The following is a 17,655-nucleotide window of genomic DNA, read 5'->3' on the forward strand; positions in this document are numbered from 1 at the left end:
ACTAATTATGTCTGGCCGCCCGCTTTGGGATCGACGCGCACCGGGCCCGCGGGGATGCGCCGCGGCAGCGCCGGCCGTTACCCTTTTGTGACACTGGCGGCCCATCGTCTAGAATCGATGACTGATGCCAGCAATTCACGAAGCCCCGGACCAGACACTGCCCATGCCCCAGCACGGACCCGTCTTTGTCGACGCGTCCGGCCGCCGGCTGCGGCGGTTCAAGGTCCTGGGTCTCGGGGTACTTGCCTTGGCGGCAGGTTATGTGGCCCTCCTGCTGGTTGCGTTGATCGCCGGGCCGAATGCTGCCGCCCCCTTCCTTCCGCTGGTTCCCGTTCCGCCCGCACCGGCAGCGGCACCGGCCCGCCCCACTGCCACGCCGTCGCCCGGCCAGCTTCCGGCAGCCGCTGCGGTGCCCGCGCCCAGTGCCGTGGCGGTGCCCGCCAGCGACCGTCAACCGGCAGCGGCCCCCGTTGCCCGGAACACGCCCGCACCGGCAGCGGCATTCCCGGCGACGACACCCGCCCCGAGCAACGCCAGCCCCACGCCCCAGCCCGCGGTTGCCGTCCCCACGCCCGCCGCCGTCCCGACCGCACAACCCACCTCCCCCGGCAAGAGCGGCACGGCCCCCGGCCAGGCCACCCGGCCGACGGCGCACCCCCACCCGTGAGCGTGCGCCACCAGACCGGGCGCCGGGGCAAGGGTGCCGCCCCTGCCAGTGTCCGGGCCCATTGGCTGGTCCTGGCCGCCGTCATCCTCGCCCTGGGTTTTGCCCTCATGGTCCAGGGCTACATGAACCACCTCGCCGGGATCGGCGACGACTCGGTGTCCTCCAGCGGTTCTGCCAGCGCCGTCCCGGAGGCCGTCTCCCACGGCGGCCCGGTGGTGGATGCCCGCGGCGGTTCCGTGCGGACCGTTAGCCCGCCGGCCCGCACCCTCGCCCTCACCTTCGACGACGGCCCCGACCCCGTGTGGACGCCGAAGATCCTTGACGTGCTGCGCAAACACCATGTGCACGCGACCTTCTTCGTCGTTGGTTCGGCGGCTATCGACCACCCCGACCTCGTGCGCCGCATCGTCGCCGACGGCAACGAGATCGGCGTCCACACCCTCACCCACACCGACCTCGGCACGGCCCCCGCCTGGCGCCGCCAGCTGGAGGTCCAGGGAGCAGGGAACGCCGTCATCGGCATCACCGGCCAGGCCGCGTCGCTGTTGCGTCCGCCGTACAGCTCCGAGAACGACGCGATCACCAACGGCACGTGGTCGGCCATGCAGACGGTGGCCCGCCAGGGGTACCTCACCGTCCTGAGCACGGTGGACAGCGAGGACTGGCGGCGGCCGGGGGTTGCCGCCATCGAACGGAACCTTACGGCCGCCGGCCCGCACGGCCAGGTCCTCCTGATGCACGACGGCGGCGGCAACCGGGCACAGACCGTCGCCGCACTCGACTCCGCGCTGTCCCGGTTTGCCGCGAAGGGTTACCACGTCACCACGGTGGGCCACGCCATCGGCATTGACAGCATGCGCCCGGCCACCACGGCGGAGAAGCTCAGCGGCACGGCATTCGTGTGGGGCATCCGGGTCAGCGACTTCATTGTCTCAGCCATCACCTGGGCGTTGCTGGCCGCCGGCATCGTCACCTTCATCCGGGCCGTCCTGGTGGTGGGCTTTGCCGCCCGCCACCGGCGCGCCGCGCGCCGCAGCCGTGCGGAGGGCAGCGGGCGAAGGCGGGTGGACGTGCCGGTCGGCGGGGGGATCACCGAACCCGTGACCGTCATCGTGCCCGCCTACAACGAATCGGCAGGCATTGAGGCAGCTGTCCGGTCCATTGCCGCCTCGAGCCACCCGGTGGAGATCATCGTGGTCGACGACGGCTCGAGCGACGGGACGGCCGACGTCGTCGAGGCGTTGGGACTGCCCGGCGTCAGGGTGATCCGCAAGGAAAACGGCGGGAAGCCCTCGGCGCTCAATGCCGGCTTGGAAGCCGCCAGCCACGACCTGGTGGTGATGGTCGACGGCGACACCGTCTTTGAGCCGGATACCGTCCATGCGCTCATCCAGCCCTTCGCCGACCCGCGGGTGGGCGCCATTTCCGGCAACACCAAGGTGGCCAACCGCGGCGGGGTGCTGGGTGCCTGGCAGCACATTGAATACGTGGTGGGCTTCAACCTTGACCGGCGCCTGTTCGACGTCGCGGAGTGCATGCCGACCGTCCCGGGGGCCATCGGAGCCTTCCGCCGTGACGCCCTGGCTGCTGTGGGCGGGGTCAGCGACGACACGCTCGCCGAGGACACCGACCTGACCATGGCGCTGTGCCGCGACGGGTGGCGCGTGGTGTACCAGGAAGACGCGCGGGCCTGGACGGAAGCCCCGGCGGACCTGGGCGCGCTGTGGAAGCAGCGCTACCGCTGGTGCTACGGCACGCTCCAGGCCATGTGGAAGCACCGCGGGGCGATGGTGCAGCGCGGGCAGGCCGGCAAGCTGGGCCGGCGCGGGCTCAGCTACCTGCTGGTCTTCCAGGTGCTGCTTCCGCTGTTCGCCCCCGTCGTCGACGTCTTTGCCGTCTACGGGCTGATCTTTCTTGACCCGGTCCGCATCGGGGCCCTCTGGCTGGCGTTCCTGCTGGTGCAATGCCTCATGGCCGCCTACGCCTTCCGGCTCGACCATGAGAAGCTTCGCCCGCTCTGGACGCTGCCGCTCCAGCAGTTCGTGTACCGCCAGCTCATGTACCTGGTCGTCATCCAATCGGTGGTCACCGCCGTGGCCGGCGTGCACCTGCGGTGGCACCGCATGGAGCGGTACGGCAGCCTGCGCGTTCCGGCAGGGAACCAACCCGGCCCGGACACCGCCGCGTCGCCCGCGCCGTAGATTTCGCGGCGGCTGCGATGGGGCCGGCAGGCAGCCTTTTGCCGGTCCCTCGCGGACGGCACCGGCCACTGCCGTTCACCGTGGCGTCGGGCACAGTTTCCCGGGTTCACAACCACTTCCCAGCCGCCGGCCAGGGCTTTCATGCGCCAGCCATTTCCAAATTGCAGGATGAACCCATGCCTGCCATGTCCCGCCTCAAGCGCACGTCGACGGGATCGGCGGCCGCGGCCGCCAGTGGGGGTAGCTCCGCAGCGCTCCCCCAACGAAAGCGGGGCCAAGCCGCGAGAACGGTGTGAATAGACACCGTTCTCGCGGTTTGGCCCCTTCCTCGACGGGCGGCGCGGTCGCGTCAGGCCACAGGGTCCCGGCGCAGCAGGGCCCCGGACGCCACCGCCGCTGCGGCAACCAGGAGCGCCAGCGTCCCCAGCCCCGCGGCGAGGCCGGCCACGGTGGCGATGGCGCCAACCAACAGCGGGCCGCCGGCGTCCCCGGCCTCCCGCCCGATTTCAGCGGCGCCCATGGTCCGCCCCATCCGCTCCGCCGGCGTGGCGGCGGCAAGGTGCGCAAAGCCAAGCGGGGTGGCCATCCCGATCCCGCAACCAATGACCACCGCGGAGCTGTAGAGCGTGACCGGAAGCGGCACCACCGCGAGCAGTGCGATTCCCGCAGCGATCATGCCCAGGCCGAGTCCCATGCCGGCCGGGGCGGACACGCGCCCGCAGTCCCGCAGCCGGCCGGCCAACGGCTGGGTCAGTGTCGAGGACAGGGCAAGGAACGCCACGACGGCCATGCTGGCGAACACGTCCAGGTGCAGCCTGCTGCCCAGCAGCGGCAGGAAGCCGACGGCCACGCCCAGCGAACCCGTGGCTGCGGCCAGCACCAGGGTGGGCACCAGGAAGGACCGCCGGGTGCTTTGGCGGACCAGCTCGGCCACGGTGTACCGCGGGCGCGGGAGGACCGGCAGCGCGGGCATCGCGAGCCAGACCCATGCCGCGGCCACGGCCGAGATGACGGCCATCGACAGGAACAGGGCCGGGAAGCCGCCGGCCCAGATGAGCCCGGCACCAAGCAACGGCCCCAGCACGTAGCCCAATCCCTTCCACGAACCATACTTGCCGAAGTAGCTGCCGGCGGCCGCCGGGCCCGAGAGCCGCGCCACCGCCGCCGACGAGGCCGGGGAAAAGGCTGAGGCGGCCGCGCCCTGGCCCAGCCGGGCCAGCCCCAGCATGAGGGGGCTGGCCGACGTCGTACCCAGCAGGGAGGCGACGGCAAAGCCCACCAGGCCGGCCACGATGACGGGCTTGGCCCCGATCCTGTCGCTCAGTGATCCGAAGACCGGCTTGAGGATGACCTCGGCGACGTCGTACAGGGCCAGCAGCACGCCAAAAGTGAGCAGCCCCAGTCCGATCCCGCCGCTTTCCGCGCCCAGTCCTGCCGCGATGCTGTGGGCGCCAAAGGCCGTGGTGAATCCCGCGGCATAGAGCGGGGCCAGGGCCCGGGCGGAGGGACCGGGCGCGGCGGTCGACACCGGCCCGGCGGCGTTGCGGCGTTGCGGGGCGCTCACGGGGCGGAGTCCTGTCCAGCGTCCGGCGGGGCTGACACCGACGGGCCGCCGTCACCTGCCGTGCCATGGACGGCCTGGTAGACCTGCTCGGCGTAGCCGTCCAGGACAACCGTGCAGTCGCGCAGCCGCCCGCCGGCGGCCTTGGCTTCCGGCAGTTCCAACACGTCACGCTTCTTCAGGTCCCGGTACCAGCGCCGCAGCCTTTCCAGGCTTTGCTCCTCTTCCTCGAGCTCGGCAAAGGTGAACTTCCGCTTCTGGATCTCCTTGGCAATTTCGGCCTCGAACTTGCCGCAATCGGCGGTGAACTCGGCCCACTCATCCAGCCGGACCGAGGTGAACGCCTCGCGGAGCATGGCGGCCGACGCCTCATCCCGGGGGGAGGCGTCAATGACGGCCAGGGTCCCGCCGCCCCTGCGGCACAGTTCGCCGGCGAGGTCCAGGTCCGCCTGGAATGCCGGGCCGGCCGGCAGCGTCCACACCCCGGAGGACACCGGCACGGCGCCGGCCTTGCGCAGCTGGCGCCACACGGCCACGCGGTGGCGGGACGGTTCGGAAGGAATCTGTGGCAGGATCAGGACCCACCCCTTGTTTTGTGTCACAATTGGAATTGTAACAGTCGTTACGTTTTGGAGGGAAAATGACGCACGCAAGCCCGCGCAGCACGGCACTGGACAAGACGTTCAGGGCCAGCCTGGTCCTGAAAGGCCTGGACGGCGTCCTGGAACTGGTGGGAGGGATCCTCCTGCTGCTGGTTTCGCCCGCCCAGCTGGGCTCGGTGGTCCGTTTCCTGACGCAGCACGAACTCTCCGAGGACCCCCACGACCTCGTGGCCACGACGCTGGTGCACCTGGCCGGGAGCCTGACCCTCTCCGCCACCCTGTTCGGCGCCATCTACCTGCTGCTGCACGGCCTGGTGAAAGTGGCCCTGGTCTGGGCCGTGCTCAGGGACAGGCTCTGGGCATACCCGTGGATGGTCGTCTTCCTGCTGGTCTTCATCGTCTACCAGTGCTATGAACTGGTGGTCGCCTTCACCTGGGGAATGGCGCTGCTGACCGCCTTCGACATCTTCATCGTCTGGCTCACGCTGCGCGAATACAGGGCCCGCCGGGGACGGACGGCGGGCCAGGCCGCCAGTCAGCCGGCGTCGAACCACGGGCCGGGCACGGACCAAGGCTGACCCCCGCCGCGGGTTGATCCAAGGGGTCTGGTGCCGGGCGGGACGTTGTGTTTAGCTTGACGTGGCCCTTGCCGACCACACCTTCATTTGTCCATCCGCACCATCAGGAGAATATCAATGACACTGCCTACAGAACTCAGCGAGGGCGTTTGGACGCTCGACCTTGCCCACAGCGAGATCGGCTTCACCGTCCGCCACGCCGGCATCAGCAAGGTCCGCGGACGCTTCATGGACGCCACGGCAGAGGCCCGGGTGGGCGACTCGCTGGCCAACTCCACCCTGCACGCCGTCGTCAAGACCGCCAGCTTTGACTCCGGCGACGCGAACCGTGACCAGCACGTGCGCAGTGCGGACTTCTTCGACACGGACAAGTACCCCGAGATGAAGTTCCGGGCCACTGCAATCGAGGGCGACGGCGAGGAGTACACCTTGACCGGGGACCTCACCATCCGCGACGTCACCAAGCCGGTGGAACTGGAAGTGGAGTTCACCGGCGTGGCCGTGGACCCTTTCGGCGCCACCCGCGCCGGCTTCACCGCCGAGGCCGAGATCAGCCGCAAGGCATTCGGCCTGACCTGGAACGCTGCCTTGGCGGCCGGCGGACTGCTGGTCAGCGACAAGGTCAAGATCGAGCTTGACGCGGCACTCGTGAAGCAGGCCTGACCCCGGGACCTAAAGCCCTCCGGCCCCGCACCCGGGCCGGAGGGCTTTTGTGCCGCCCGGCCCCGGGAGCTACGCCTTCCGTCCGTCGTCGTCCCCGCCGTCGTCCTTCAGGGACACCTTGGGGATGGGCTCGGTGCCCGGCGGGGGCGGGGTGAGCACGGAGGCGTAGTCGCGCTCACTGGAGTACCGCAGGAAGGACAGGTGGGCCTCGTAGCGGTCCAGGACATCGTTGATGACCTGTTGGCGCGTCAGGCCCATGAGGTCGTAGCCCTCGGTGCCGGTCAGCGTGAACACCTCCAGGCGGTAGTAGACGTCGGTCTCCCGGGACATGCTGCGTCCGCCAAACATGGGCACCGGGGCCTCCACCGCGGCCACCTGGTAATGGAAATTGCGGTGCTGCTCCATGTTGACCACCAGGGTGTGTTCGTGGATGCCCGTCTCGGCGTTGGGGGTGGACGTCAGTGCGGCATCGTAGCCCAGCTGCTTGAACTCATCGGCCACGTCCCGCAGCGCAGGCTCCACCACACGGTCCATGAACTGCGCCACGGCCTTGGTGGACGGGTAGGAGCGCAGGTGGGCCAGCCGCTGGCGCCAGGTCTTTTCCGGTGTCTGCCCGCCGTGCATCGCGGCCGAGCGGCGCCGCATCACCTGGCCCTCGCGTTCGGCCCGCTCCATCCGCAGGACCTTCGAAAAGGAGGCCATGACGAGGTAGGCGATGACTGTCACCGGCAGGGCGAAGATCAGCGTTGCGTACTCCATGGTTGCCACGCCGCCGGCCACCAGCATGGCCACGGTGAGGAGGGCGGTGACGAGGGCCCAAAAGATGCGCAGCCACTTCGCCCCGTCCACGGAAGGGTCCGGAATGGAGGAAGAGAAGTTGCTCATCACCATGGCCCCGGAATTGGCGCTGGTGAGGTAGAACAGCAGCCCGGACAGCGTGGCCAGCCCAATCAGGAACGGCGCACCCGGGAACATCTGCAGCAGCGAATACCAGCCGTGTTCAGGGCTCTTGATGGCTTCCTGGGCAAAGGCGGCGTTCCCGTCCAGCACTTCACGCAGGGCGCTGTTGCCAAAGATCGAGACAATGAAGAAGTCACACAGCACCGGGGCGGTGATGGCGGCAATGACGAACTCGCGCAGCGTGCGTCCGCGGGAAATGCGGGCCAGGAACAGTCCCACAAACGGACCCCACGCCAGCCAAAAAGCCCAGAAGAACAAGGTCCAGCCGGCCATCCAGTCGACGCCGCCGGGCGAATACGCAAAGGTCTGCAGGGTGCGTTCCGGCAGGGTGAAGATGAACCGGCCGATGTTCTCCACCATGGCGTTGAGCAGGAAGGAGGTGTTGCCGGTGACCAGGATGTAAAGCATCATGGCCGCCGCCGCCCACAGGTTCAGCTCGGAAATGATCCGGATGCCCTTGTCCACCCCTGAGGTGCAGGCTGCGACAGTCATGATGACGGCCACGGCCACCAGGGCAATCTGCAGGGCCAGGCCCTCCTGCAGCCCGAAGAGCCAGGCGATTCCGACGTTGAGCAGGACCACGCCGATCCCCATCGAGGTGGCCACGCCAAAGACGGTGCCCACGAGGGCAAAGATGTCGATGGCGTCGCCGGTGGCGCCGCGCACCGCTTGCCCAGCAGCGGGTAGAGGGCGGCCCTGATGGAGAGCGGCATGCCCCAGCGGAAGGCGAAGTAGCCCATGGCCATGCCGAGCAGGGCATAGATGGACCAGCCGGCAATGCCGTAGTGGAACATGGTCCAGACCACCGCATCCTGGGCCGCGACAGCGGATTCCGGCGTGCCCGACGGCGGCGAGACGTATTGGGTGATGGGCCCGGTCACCGAGTAAAAGAGCATGTCGATGCCCACCCCGGCGGCGAAGAGCATGGCCACCCAGGTGAACAGGTTGTATTGGGGGCGGGAATGGTCCGGCCCCAGGCGCACACTGCCTTCCTTGGACAAGGCCACCCACAGGACGAACACGATGACCAGGGTGATGGTGAGGACGTAATACCAGCCGAGGTTCGTCGCGATCCAGGTGACCACCGCATGCATGGTGTCCCTGGCACCTTGGGGCATGGCCATGGCCCAGACGGAGAAGGCAATGATGATGGCGGCGGAAATAATGAACACGCGCCAGTTGACATGCGGCTTGCGGCCCTCGGCAAGCTGGGCCGCGGTGGCCAGCTCGGCGGGCCCCTTGCTCAGTTCGCTGCTGGTGATCGGCGGGCGGTTCTCGTCCGGCTCCTGGGGCCTGCGCCGATCGGTGGCGCCGAACCGGCTGCGTTCGACCATGGCTTCGGGGGCGTGCCTCCGGCCGTGCCGGGCGTTTTCGGGGTCGGCCATGATCGTCTCCCTTGTTCCAGTTCCGCATTCCCACACCGGGCCGGACAGGCCACCGGCAGCCCATGCCAGGTCACCGGCGCGGCACGGGTGGTGCGCGGTGGCGGCCTGCCTTTCCGAGCTTACAGGCGGATGTAGGCCCAGCCCTCCCACTGCCGTTGGGCGAGGTGGACGACGGCGGACGGGACCGGCAGGATGCCAGGTGCCAGGCCGGCCGCATCCACGGCTGCCGAGCGCATGCTGTTTTCGCAGGCGCGGACGGCGATGCCGCGCTGCAGGGCCTCGGCCACCGGCCCGGCCAGGGCTCCCCCGGAAACCAGCGCCGCAACGGCCGGGCCCTGGATGACAATTTCAATGTCCGCGCCGGGGAGGCCGGCGGCAGCGTTCAGGGCACTGCGGAAAACTCCCGCCACGTTTTCGGCACCCACACCGAATCCGTGCATCAGCAGGCCCCGCGGTGCGTCGTTGCGCTCAACCATGATGTGTCCTTTCAGTGGAACCTCGACCCTATCAAGCATCGATTGGGGCCGCGATCCCGGCACTTAGGGCACAGCGGCAGCGTCGCCGCGCGGGCCCCGGCACTGTGTACCGGACACCCCCAACCGTCCGTTATTTCAGGCTTCGGCCGGCCGATCCGAGCTGCCGGGCCGCTTCCATGACACGGCCTGCCATGGCCTGCTCGGCGGGCGTTCCCCAAGACCGCGGGTCGTAGGACTTCTTCACCCCCACCTCACCGTCAACCTTGAGGACTTCGTCGTAGCGGGACAGCATGTAGCCGGCAATGGAGCGGGTGAAGGCGTATTGGGTGTCCGAATCAATGTTCATCTTGACCACCCCGTGGCGGACTGCTTCGCTGATTTCCCCGGCGGTTGAGCCGGAACCGCCGTGAAACACGAGGTCCAGGGGCCGTTCAATGCCGGTCTCCTGCGCCAGGGCGGCCTGGATTTCGCCCAAAAGGGCAGGCCGAAGTTTCACCTTGCCCGGCTTGTAGGCGCCGTGCACGTTGCCGAATGTCAGGGCGGCCAGGTACCGGCCTCGGTCCCCGGTGCCCAGGGCCGTCATGAGCTGCCGGGCTTCATCGACGGTGGTGTAGAGCCTCTCGTCCATGGCCCCCACGAGGCCGTCCTCCTCGCCGCCAACCACGCCCACTTCAACCTCGAGGATGGTCCGTGCCCGGCCGGACAGCGCCAGCAGGCGGTCGGCCACCTGTAGATTCTGGGCCAGCGGCAATTGCGAGCCGTCCCACATGTGGGACTGGTAAAGCGGGAGCCGCCCTTCCTTGACCCGCCGGATCGAATGCTCCAGCAGCGGCAGGACCCAGTCGTCAAGGTTGGCCTTTGGGCAGTGGTCGGTATGCAGGGCAATCCGCACGTTGTAGTGCGGGGCCACCTCATGGGCATAGGCAGCCAATGCCAGCGAGCCCGCCATCCGGTTTCGTGCCGCTCCCGAAAGGTATTGCGCGGTGCCGACGGACACCTGGATGATGCCGTCACTCTCCGCCTCGGCAAAGCCGCGCAATGCCGCGTTCAGCGTCTGGGAAGAGGTGACGTTGATGGCCGGGTAGGCGAACCGTTCCGCCTTGGCAGTGTCCAGCATCGCGCTGTATTCATCCGGGGTGGCAATGGGCATGGCAGGCTCCTTGGTCAGTTGGTGCAGCCGCAGGAATTCCGGTGGTGGTAAATGGTCTTGGTGCGCAGCACTTTGCGTGGCCCGGCCTTGCCGTCAATCCTGTCGATCAAAAGGTCCACGGCCGTGTGGCCCATGGCCTTGACGTCTTGTTCGATGGCGGTGAGCTGCGGCTCGAACACATCAGCCCATTCAAAGTCGTCGTAGCATGTCAGGGCGACGTCACCGGGCACCCTGAGCCCCAGGTCCTTCAAGGCCTGCATCGACCCAATGGTCATGGCATTGTTCAGGACAACCAGCGCCGTGGGCCGGTGCGACGTGCCGCTGAACAGCCTGCGGACGGCCCGGTAGGCCTCCTTGGCCTTGGAATTTCCGCGGACCATGGTCGACTTCACCCCAGGGCCGCCTTGTGCAATGGCTGCTTCGAAACCCTGGATCCGCTCCTCGGTGGACTGTATCGCCGGCAGGCCGGTGACGGCCGCGATGTAGCTGTGGCCCAATTCGACGAGGTGGCTGGAGATCAGTCGCGTCGGCTCGACGTTGTCCGGAGCGATCTGGTCACACTCCACGTCCGCGTGCCGGTCGATCAGGACCACCGGGGTGCCGTCGTTGAGCACGCGCGGGAGGTTGGCAGTTTCGCTGTGCGGGGCGGGGGCAATGATCATGCCGTCAACGCGCCGGTCCAGCAGCGTGCCCAACAGCGCGCCCTCCACCTCCTCGTCGTCGTGCGAGTCCCCCATGACCAGGCTGTAGCCCCTGGCGGAGGCGCGTTTCTCGATGGAGTGGACCAGGTTGGCGAAATACGGGTTCTGCAAGGCGGAGATGGACAGGCCGATGGCGTGTGTCCGCGACGTCACCAGCGCCGTGGCCAGGACATTGCGCCGGAAGTTCGTTGCCGCCATGGCGTCCACCACGCGTTGCCGCGTTTCCGGGCTGACGGCCCGCGTCGCGTTGAGCACATGGGAGACCGTGCTGATGGAGACTCCCGCTTCCCGGGCGACGTCGGCCATGGTGCCCAAGGGGGCCTCCTTCAGTGCAGTGGTTCCACGATGTGGCAGTTCTCACATTATTTTAATTCAAACGCTTGCGCAAGCGTTTGCGAGGTGCTTAGAGTGGAGCCACTCGATGGCAGGCCCCTGCCTCACTGGTCGAAGGAGTCCAGATGACGAAGAACCGCAGTCCCAGGAAAACCACCCCCCGCAGCGGGATCCACCGCTCCCTTTCAGCCCTCGTCCTGGCAGGCGCCATCGCACTGACGGCATCAGCCTGCGGAGGATCCGGGACGCCCGCATCCTCTGGCAGCGGCGGGGCGGGCAACGTCAAGATCGGCTTGATCACCAAAACGGATACGAACCCGTATTTCGTCAAGTTGCGCGAAGCGGCCAAGGCTGAAGCCGCCAAGAAGGGCGCCGACCTGATTGCCCTCGCCGGCAAGTTCGACGGCGACAATGAAGGCCAGGTGACCGCGATTGAAAACCTGGTCAGCCAGGGCGTCAAGGGAATCCTGATCACGCCGAACTCATCCACAGGCATTCTTTCCGCCATCAAGCAGGCTCGGGATGCCGGCGTCGTGGTCATTGCCCTCGACACGGCAACCGACCCGGCCAACGCGGTGGACGCAACGTACGCCACGGACAACAAGCAGGCAGGCGTCTTCGAAGGCAAGTGGGTCAAGGGGACGCTTGGCACCAAGACGCCCAAGCTCCTGATGCTTGACGGCACTCCCGGCGGCACGGTGGACGATTTCCGCCACAACGGCTTCCTCGAAGGCATGGGCATCAAGCCCGGCTCCCCCGAGATCGCCGGCATGGAAAACACCAACGGAGACCAGACCAAGGCCCAGACCGCCATGGAAAACCTGCTCCAGCGTGTTCCCGACGCCAACTCGGTATACACGATCAACGAACCGGCCGCTGCCGGTGGCTACCAGGCCATTTCCGCAGCCGGCAAGACGAGCCAAATCACCATGGCCTCGATTGACGGCAGCTGCACGGGTGTGCAGAACGTGAAATCCGGCAAGATCGGTGCCACGGTCATGCAGTTCCCCGCCAAGATGGCCCAGCAGGGCGTTGACGCCGTGGTCACTTTCGCCAAGAACGGCACCAAGCCCAGCGGCTTCATTGACACGGGGGCACAGCTCATCACCGACCACCCTGTTGCCGGGCTGGACTCAAAGGACACCGCCTGGGGCCTGCAGAACTGCTGGGGCTAGTCACCACGCCCTGCCCACCCCTGTCCCCCGGCAGGGGTGGGCACGGCCGGACCGGACGGTGCGCGCTCCCCGCCCCGGCGCCCGCCATTCACCCGCCACTGCCGCTGAAGGGCACCCTTGCACAGGCGCTCAAGGAAGGTAAGCCATGACTACCAGCACCACCCAGATCAGCCCCGCCCCGCCACGGACACACCGTGATTGGACTTGGGTTGCACGGCAACCGCTTGTGGGCCCCCTGGCAGCACTCATCGTTGCCGTCATCGTGTTTGCCATCGGCTCGCCCCGGTTCCTGACTCCCTACAACCTGTCGTTGATCGGCCAGCAATCCATTGTGATTGGGATTCTGGCCGTGGCCCAGACAATTGTGATCCTGACGGCCGGCATTGACCTTTCCATCGGTGCCATTGCGGTCCTGGGCACCATCGTGATGGCCAAGACCGTACCGCAGGCCGGCGGCTTCGGGGCCCTGCTTATCGCACTGGTGGTGTGCGTGGCCATCGGCGCCGTCAACGGCTCATTGGTCTCGTTTCTCCGGCTGCCGCCCTTCATCGTCACCCTGGGCACCTATACGGCGGTCGCGGCCGCCAGCCAGTTGTATGCCGGTTCGGCCACCTATCCGGTGACGAGCCCGCTGCTGACATTCTTTGGCCAGGACTTTGGAATCGGCGCCTGGCGGACCACGCTGGGCGTGGGGGTGCTGGTCATTGTTTACGCCGTCTGTTTCTACGTTTTGCGCCAAACCGCCGGCGGCCAGCACGTCTATGCGGTGGGCGGCAATCCGACGGCGGCCCGCTTCACCGGCATCAAGATCAACCGGACCCTCGTGATGGTGTACATCATGACCGGGGTGATCGCCATGATTGCCGCCTGGGCGGCCCTGGGACGCATCCCCAATGCCGACCCCAACGCCTACCAGACGGCCAACCTGGATACGATCACCGCCGTCGTCATCGGCGGCACGAGCCTCTTCGGCGGCCGGGGATCCGTGGTGGGGACCCTTATCGGGACGCTGATAGTGGGGGTCCTGCGCAACGGCCTGACACTCATCGGGGTGGACAACCTTTACCAGAACATTGCCACAGGCGCCCTGGTCATTCTGGCCGTCGCCTTTGACCAGCTGGCCCGCAGGAGGACACAGTGAACAAGCCACAGGCAGTCGTGCTCGAAGCGCACAACCTGGTCAAGCGCTATGGTTCAGTCACCGCGATCAACGGGGCTGAATTCGAATTACGCGCCGGCGAGGTGTTGGCCGTCATTGGCGACAACGGTGCCGGCAAGTCCAGCCTGATCAAGGCCTTGTCCGGTGCGCTCGTGCCCGATTCCGGCGAAATCAAGATGGACGGCGAACCGGTCCGGTTCAAAACCACCCTTGACGCCCGGCACCATGGCATTGAAACGGTGTACCAGGACCTGGCCGTAATCCCTGCCCTGGACATCGCCAGCAACGTGTTCCTGGGCCGCGAACTGCGCAAAAAGGGATTCATGGGCTCCGTACTGCGCCAACTCGACAAGCCGCGGATGCGCAGCGAATCCATGCAACACCTCTCCGACCTGAAAATCGGCATCAAATCGGCTACCCAGGCCGTGGAGACCCTCTCGGGTGGCCAGCGGCAGGGCGTGGCCGTGGTCCGTTCCGCGGCGTTCGGCAAGCGTGTCATCATCATGGACGAACCCACCGCCGCGCTGGGCGTGAAGGAATCAGGCATGGTGATGGACCTGATCCGCCAGATTCGGGAGCGCGGCCTGCCGGTCATCCTCATCAGCCATGACATGCCGCACGTCTTTGAAGTGGCCGACCGGATCCACGTGCACCGCCTGGGCAAGCGTGCAGCAGTGGTGGATCCCACGGCGCGCAGCATGTCCGACGTCGTCGCGTTGATGACGGGCGCCCTGGAACCAACGGAGGAGGAACGCAACGGTGGGGCATGAACCGCCCTCCAGGCCGCACGGAATCTTCGTGGGACTGGCCACGCTGGACATCATCCAGCGCGTCAGCGAACTGCCCGGGCGCAATGCGAAGGCCACGGCCCTGCGCCAGGACGTTGCCGGCGGGGGCCCGGCCCTCAACGCGGCGGTGCTCTTCGCCCGGCTCGGGGGCAAGGCAACCCTGGTGACGCGGCTGGGCCACGGCAGCATTTCCACTGTCATTCGGGAGGACCTCGCATCCCACGGTGTGATCGTGGCCGACCTCGCAGGGGCCAGGTACCAACCGGCGGTCTCAACCATCACCATCGACGACGCGACCGGGGACCGGCAGATCGTCTCGACTGACGCGCAATCAGCGCCGGGAAACCGGGCGGGATCCGCCGCGGCAGGGGACATCGGGTCCGTCCTGGAATCCCTGGGCCGCGCCGACGTCGTGCATCTTGACGGCCACCATCCCGACCTCCAGGTGGCAGCGGCCAGATGGGGCAGGGACCTGGGCATTCCCCGGGTGCTCGACGCCGGCCGGTGGAAGCCGGTCATGGCCGAGCTCGTTCCGCTGTCAACGGACGTCATCTGTTCGGCGGATTTTGCCGTCCCGTCCCACCCGGAGGGGCCGATGCAGTGGATCCTGGACGGGGGTGCCGCGCTTGCCGCCGTGACGGCCGGCCCCTCTCCCATCGAGTGGCGGACCCATCTCCGTGAAGGCAGCGTGGCCGTGGAACAGATCCACGCCGTGGACACCTTGGGTGCGGGCGATTTCTTCCACGGTGCCTATAGCCTTGCCCGAACAGCCCTTGACGGGGCCGGGCAGGCGCCCGACCCCGCCACTTCGCTGGGATTTGCCGCCCGCCTGGCGGCACTGAAATGCACCGTTCCCGGTACGCGGGAATGGCTCGGCCTGATTGCCGGGGAAAAACCCCTTGACCACTTGAGGACGGAACGGCCATGACAACAACTGTCCATCTTGAAGACCTCATCGCCAGTGCCGGCGTCCTGGCCGCGACGGGAGGCCGGGCAATCCTGGGCATCACGGGCCCCCCTGGTGCCGGAAAATCCACCGTCGGCAGCCAGATTGTGGATGCCCTGGGCCCTGACAAGGCAGTGCTGGTTCCGATGGACGGCTTTCACCTCTCGAATGCCGTATTGCTGGCGAAGGGGCTTCGCCAGGTGAAGGGTGCCATCCAGACTTTTGACGATGCGGGATACGCCAACCTGATTCAGCGAATTCGCGGGCAAAAGTCCGGCGAAGTCATCTACGCCCCTAGTTTCAACCGTGACTTGGAGGAACCCATAGCCGGCAGCATCCCCGTCCTGGCCGAAGTCCCCTTGGTCGTGACGGAAGGAAACTACCTGCTCGCCGAGTCGGGCGCCTGGCCGTCGGCCCGCGACTGCCTCACTGAATCGTGGTTTCTCAACCCGGCCCGGGAACACCGGCACAATTGGCTCATTTCCCGCCACATGGACTACGGCAAGTCCGCCGCCGACGCGCGCCTGTGGGCCCTGGGAAGCGACGAGGACAACGCCAGGCTCATCGAATCCATGTCCCACCGGGCAGACCGGGTGCTGCGGCTCACGGTGAAATAACCGCCGCGGCCTTGACGCTGGCGACCCACACTGGGCGGGCGATCCCGCTTGTCTCGGCACCGCGCCCGGCACTGCACCTGCACGGCACCGCCGCCTGAACTAGGAGTTTCGCAGTGAGTCGATCAATTCCTGCTTGCGCTGGCTCGAATATCCGCTCAGGCCGATCTCCTTGGCCTTGGCACGCAACTGTGCAACGGTCCAGTCGTCATAGGACCCGGCCTTGCCACCTTTACGGCCCACCGCTGCGCGCCCTCTTTTGGCCGCCGCGTTGGAGATCCTGGCCGCCTTTTCCTTGGACGCGCCATCGTCCCGCAATTCCTCGTACATTTCGGGATCCTTCAGGCTTGGATTCTTCTTCCCTGGCATTTCGCGCCTCCCGCTTGCCATTCCCTGCGGGCACGGCCCGCAACCCGGATATTGCAGCTACGTTTTCCACGCTAAAGGCGCAGCCGGAAGCGCGCAAGGGATTCTTGGGCCGGGTCACACGGTGCCGGGCCGGCCACGGCCGCGGGGCAAGGCGCCTTCTGGCCGTGGGATGCACGACGCCGGGCCCCTCCTCGGGCGGCGGCGGCGGTGGGCGGCGCCTCGGGCGGCGACGGGGGTGGGCGGCGCCTCGGGCGGCGACGGGGGTGGGCGGCGCCTCGGGCGGCGACGGGGCTTGCAGGGCACGCCGGCACCCAAGCTGGCCGCATCGAAGGGTTGGCGATGCCAGTCGCCGGCATTTACAGCCCGACGTAGGCACGGTGGTTCCGCTGCAGCCGGGCGGGATGGACGACACCGGACGGCACGGACGACACACCGAGCGGAAGCGTGCCGCTGTCGATGGCAGCGGACCCATGCTGTTTTCACAGGCTGTCAGGTTCGCGCAGCCCTCCATGACCTGGGCCGCCAGGCCAGCCAATGCCCCGTCGGCCGGCAGCCCGGCGGCAGCCCCACACTGAATGACAACTTCAATCGGCGTGCCGGGCGGGCCCGCGAAGGCATCCAGGGCACTGCAAAAAACGCCGGCTACATGCAATGCCGCCGGTTCGGGCCCGTGCAGATGAAGGCGGCGCCCGGACTCATCGTCCCCAGCCATGACGCTGTCCTTTCACTTGGCCACTCGGCCCTCCCGGCATGGCCGGGGCAGGTGCGCCCACTGGCCGCACGGACCGGCCGGGCGCCGGGGAACAGCAGCCTGCCGTTGGACCGGAGCTTCCGTGTTTCGGCGCAGGCGAAGCCAAGCTTGGGCGTCCTCGAGCCTGCGTGTCGGCGTCCGTCGGGTAGGGCCTGCGACCGGGTCCGGGCCTGCGGTTCAGCCCGTCAGCAACGTCGGTCCACCGTTCTCCCGGCGTCCGGTGCGGGTCTTTTGGGCGTTGTTTCCTCCACAGGGCGGGCCGCGCCTTGAATAGTACACATGTTCGGATAACTGCCTGTTTTTGTCAGTGGTCCCGGATAGTCTTATGGGTATGGAAGCAATGGCAGGGACGCCGGGACAGCCCGGTTCCACACAGGAGCGCAGCAACGCCGACGGGCACGTCCGCCGGCTGATCGCCCTGGCCGCGGCCCTGGCCCGCTCCGCAACGGCAGCCGCCCCGGCCACACCCGGCCCCGGCCCCGGCCCCGGCCCGGGGCCGCATGCCGCGGCCCCGCTGGGCTTGGACGTCGACGCCCTCAGCGATGCCCAGGCCGTCTCCTGGGCCCAGGAACTGGA

At 67.6% G+C, this 17,655-nt stretch carries 16 protein-coding genes and 1 pseudogene; 10 read left to right on the forward strand and 7 right to left on the reverse strand.

The genetic code is table 11. The features are described from left to right. The first annotated feature begins 124 nt into the window (after positions 1–124). Together MMF96_RS14315 and MMF96_RS14320 are read left to right on the forward strand one after the other, a co-directional pair. A complete protein-coding gene (locus MMF96_RS14315; RefSeq protein WP_256883919.1) occupies positions 125–667 on the forward strand; it encodes a hypothetical protein in 543 nt (180 codons plus the stop codon). Then, complete coding sequence (locus MMF96_RS14320) at positions 664–2,868, forward strand: bifunctional polysaccharide deacetylase/glycosyltransferase family 2 protein (protein WP_256883920.1); 2,205 nt, start codon at positions 664–666, stop codon at positions 2,866–2,868. The genes MMF96_RS14315 and MMF96_RS14320 overlap by 4 nt, the downstream gene beginning before the upstream one ends. Before the next feature lie 349 nt (positions 2,869–3,217). On the opposite strand, the gene MMF96_RS14325 is transcribed toward MMF96_RS14320, so the two are convergent. Beyond that, a complete protein-coding gene (locus MMF96_RS14325) occupies positions 3,218–4,432 on the reverse strand; it encodes an MFS transporter (protein ID WP_375141442.1) in 1,215 nt (404 codons plus the stop codon). Then, entirely contained in the window at positions 4,429–5,031 is a 603-nt protein-coding gene (locus tag MMF96_RS14330; protein ID WP_256883921.1) for a Chromate resistance protein ChrB, read from the reverse strand. Before MMF96_RS14330 ends, MMF96_RS14325 begins: the two co-directional genes overlap by 4 nt. A 38-nt stretch (positions 5,032–5,069) precedes the next feature. Between MMF96_RS14330 and MMF96_RS14335 the strand changes: the two genes are divergently transcribed. Both MMF96_RS14335 and MMF96_RS14340 read left to right on the forward strand, forming a co-directional pair. After that, complete coding sequence (locus MMF96_RS14335; protein WP_176616018.1) at positions 5,070–5,609, forward strand: DUF2127 domain-containing protein; 540 nt, start codon at positions 5,070–5,072, stop codon at positions 5,607–5,609. A gap of 117 nt (positions 5,610–5,726) precedes the next feature. Further along, positions 5,727–6,272, forward strand: a complete 546-nt coding sequence (locus tag MMF96_RS14340; protein ID WP_176616017.1) for a YceI family protein — start codon at positions 5,727–5,729, stop codon at positions 6,270–6,272. A gap of 69 nt (positions 6,273–6,341) precedes the next feature. Here MMF96_RS14340 and betT read toward each other — a convergent pair. The 4 genes and pseudogenes from betT to MMF96_RS14360 all read right to left on the reverse strand — a co-directional run bounded on the left by betT (position 6,342) and on the right by MMF96_RS14360 (position 11,250). After that, positions 6,342–8,617 (reverse strand): annotated as a pseudogene (betT, locus tag MMF96_RS14345) (choline BCCT transporter BetT). A gap of 119 nt (positions 8,618–8,736) precedes the next feature. Further along, positions 8,737–9,093: a DsrE family protein gene (locus MMF96_RS14350; RefSeq protein WP_256883922.1), complete on the reverse strand. Its 357-nt coding sequence runs from the start codon at positions 9,091–9,093 to the stop codon at positions 8,737–8,739. 130 nt (positions 9,094–9,223) lie between these two features. Continuing rightward, entirely contained in the window at positions 9,224–10,243 is a 1,020-nt protein-coding gene (fbaA, locus tag MMF96_RS14355) for a class II fructose-bisphosphate aldolase (RefSeq protein ID WP_176616014.1), read from the reverse strand. Positions 10,244–10,257: 14 nt separating this feature from the next. Beyond that, positions 10,258–11,250: a LacI family DNA-binding transcriptional regulator gene (locus MMF96_RS14360; protein WP_256883927.1), complete on the reverse strand. Its 993-nt coding sequence runs from the start codon at positions 11,248–11,250 to the stop codon at positions 10,258–10,260. Between the two features lie 152 nt (positions 11,251–11,402). On the opposite strand from MMF96_RS14360, the gene MMF96_RS14365 reads away from it, so the two are divergent. From MMF96_RS14365 to MMF96_RS14385, 5 genes are all read left to right on the forward strand, one after another. Continuing rightward, a complete protein-coding gene (locus MMF96_RS14365) occupies positions 11,403–12,452 on the forward strand; it encodes a substrate-binding domain-containing protein (protein ID WP_176616012.1) in 1,050 nt (349 codons plus the stop codon). Positions 12,453–12,597: 145 nt separating this feature from the next. Further along, positions 12,598–13,593 carry an ABC transporter permease gene (locus MMF96_RS14370; protein ID WP_176616011.1) on the forward strand — a complete coding sequence of 332 codons (996 nt, stop codon included), beginning with the start codon at positions 12,598–12,600 and terminating at the stop codon, positions 13,591–13,593. Continuing rightward, positions 13,590–14,381 carry an ATP-binding cassette domain-containing protein gene (locus tag MMF96_RS14375; protein ID WP_256883923.1) on the forward strand — a complete coding sequence of 264 codons (792 nt, stop codon included), beginning with the start codon at positions 13,590–13,592 and terminating at the stop codon, positions 14,379–14,381. Before MMF96_RS14370 ends, MMF96_RS14375 begins: the two co-directional genes overlap by 4 nt. Beyond that, a complete protein-coding gene (locus tag MMF96_RS14380; protein ID WP_256883924.1) occupies positions 14,371–15,327 on the forward strand; it encodes a PfkB family carbohydrate kinase in 957 nt (318 codons plus the stop codon). Before MMF96_RS14375 ends, MMF96_RS14380 begins: the two co-directional genes overlap by 11 nt. Beyond that, a complete protein-coding gene (locus MMF96_RS14385) occupies positions 15,324–15,962 on the forward strand; it encodes a nucleoside/nucleotide kinase family protein (RefSeq protein WP_176616009.1) in 639 nt (212 codons plus the stop codon). The genes MMF96_RS14380 and MMF96_RS14385 overlap by 4 nt, the downstream gene beginning before the upstream one ends. 99 nt (positions 15,963–16,061) lie before the next feature. Here the strand turns inward: MMF96_RS14385 and MMF96_RS14390 are convergent, their stop codons facing one another. Beyond that, positions 16,062–16,328 (reverse strand): Rho termination factor N-terminal domain-containing protein, encoded by a 267-nt coding sequence (locus MMF96_RS14390; protein ID WP_176616008.1) that lies wholly within the window; start codon positions 16,326–16,328, stop codon positions 16,062–16,064. 1,082 nt (positions 16,329–17,410) lie between these two features. Between MMF96_RS14390 and MMF96_RS14395 the strand changes: the two genes are divergently transcribed. After that, positions 17,411–17,655: hypothetical protein (locus MMF96_RS14395; RefSeq protein ID WP_375141443.1), on the forward strand; the 245-nt coding region annotated here is incomplete at its 3' end.

The organism is Arthrobacter sp. STN4 (assembly GCF_024539665.1).
In the GTDB taxonomy this organism is placed as follows: domain Bacteria; phylum Actinomycetota; class Actinomycetes; order Actinomycetales; family Micrococcaceae; genus Specibacter.

What these genes read in the sequence shown, in the direction of transcription:
- MMF96_RS14315 (WP_256883919.1), top strand. Translation starts at nt 125, where the DNA reads ATGCCAGCAATTCACGAAGCCCCGGACCAGACACTGCCCATGCCCCAG.
- MMF96_RS14335 (WP_176616018.1), top strand. Translation starts at nt 5,070, where the DNA reads ATGACGCACGCAAGCCCGCGCAGCACGGCACTGGACAAGACGTTCAGG.
- MMF96_RS14340 (WP_176616017.1), top strand. Translation starts at nt 5,727, where the DNA reads ATGACACTGCCTACAGAACTCAGCGAGGGCGTTTGGACGCTCGACCTT.
- MMF96_RS14350 (WP_256883922.1), bottom strand. Translation starts at nt 9,093, where the DNA reads ATGGTTGAGCGCAACGACGCACCGCGGGGCCTGCTGATGCACGGATTC.
- fbaA (WP_176616014.1), bottom strand. Translation starts at nt 10,243, where the DNA reads ATGCCCATTGCCACCCCGGATGAATACAGCGCGATGCTGGACACTGCC.
- MMF96_RS14360 (WP_256883927.1), bottom strand. Translation starts at nt 11,250, where the DNA reads ATGGCCGACGTCGCCCGGGAAGCGGGAGTCTCCATCAGCACGGTCTCC.
- MMF96_RS14365 (WP_176616012.1), top strand. Translation starts at nt 11,403, where the DNA reads ATGACGAAGAACCGCAGTCCCAGGAAAACCACCCCCCGCAGCGGGATC.
- MMF96_RS14370 (WP_176616011.1), top strand. Translation starts at nt 12,598, where the DNA reads ATGACTACCAGCACCACCCAGATCAGCCCCGCCCCGCCACGGACACAC.
- MMF96_RS14385 (WP_176616009.1), top strand. Translation starts at nt 15,324, where the DNA reads ATGACAACAACTGTCCATCTTGAAGACCTCATCGCCAGTGCCGGCGTC.
- MMF96_RS14390 (WP_176616008.1), bottom strand. Translation starts at nt 16,328, where the DNA reads ATGCCAGGGAAGAAGAATCCAAGCCTGAAGGATCCCGAAATGTACGAG.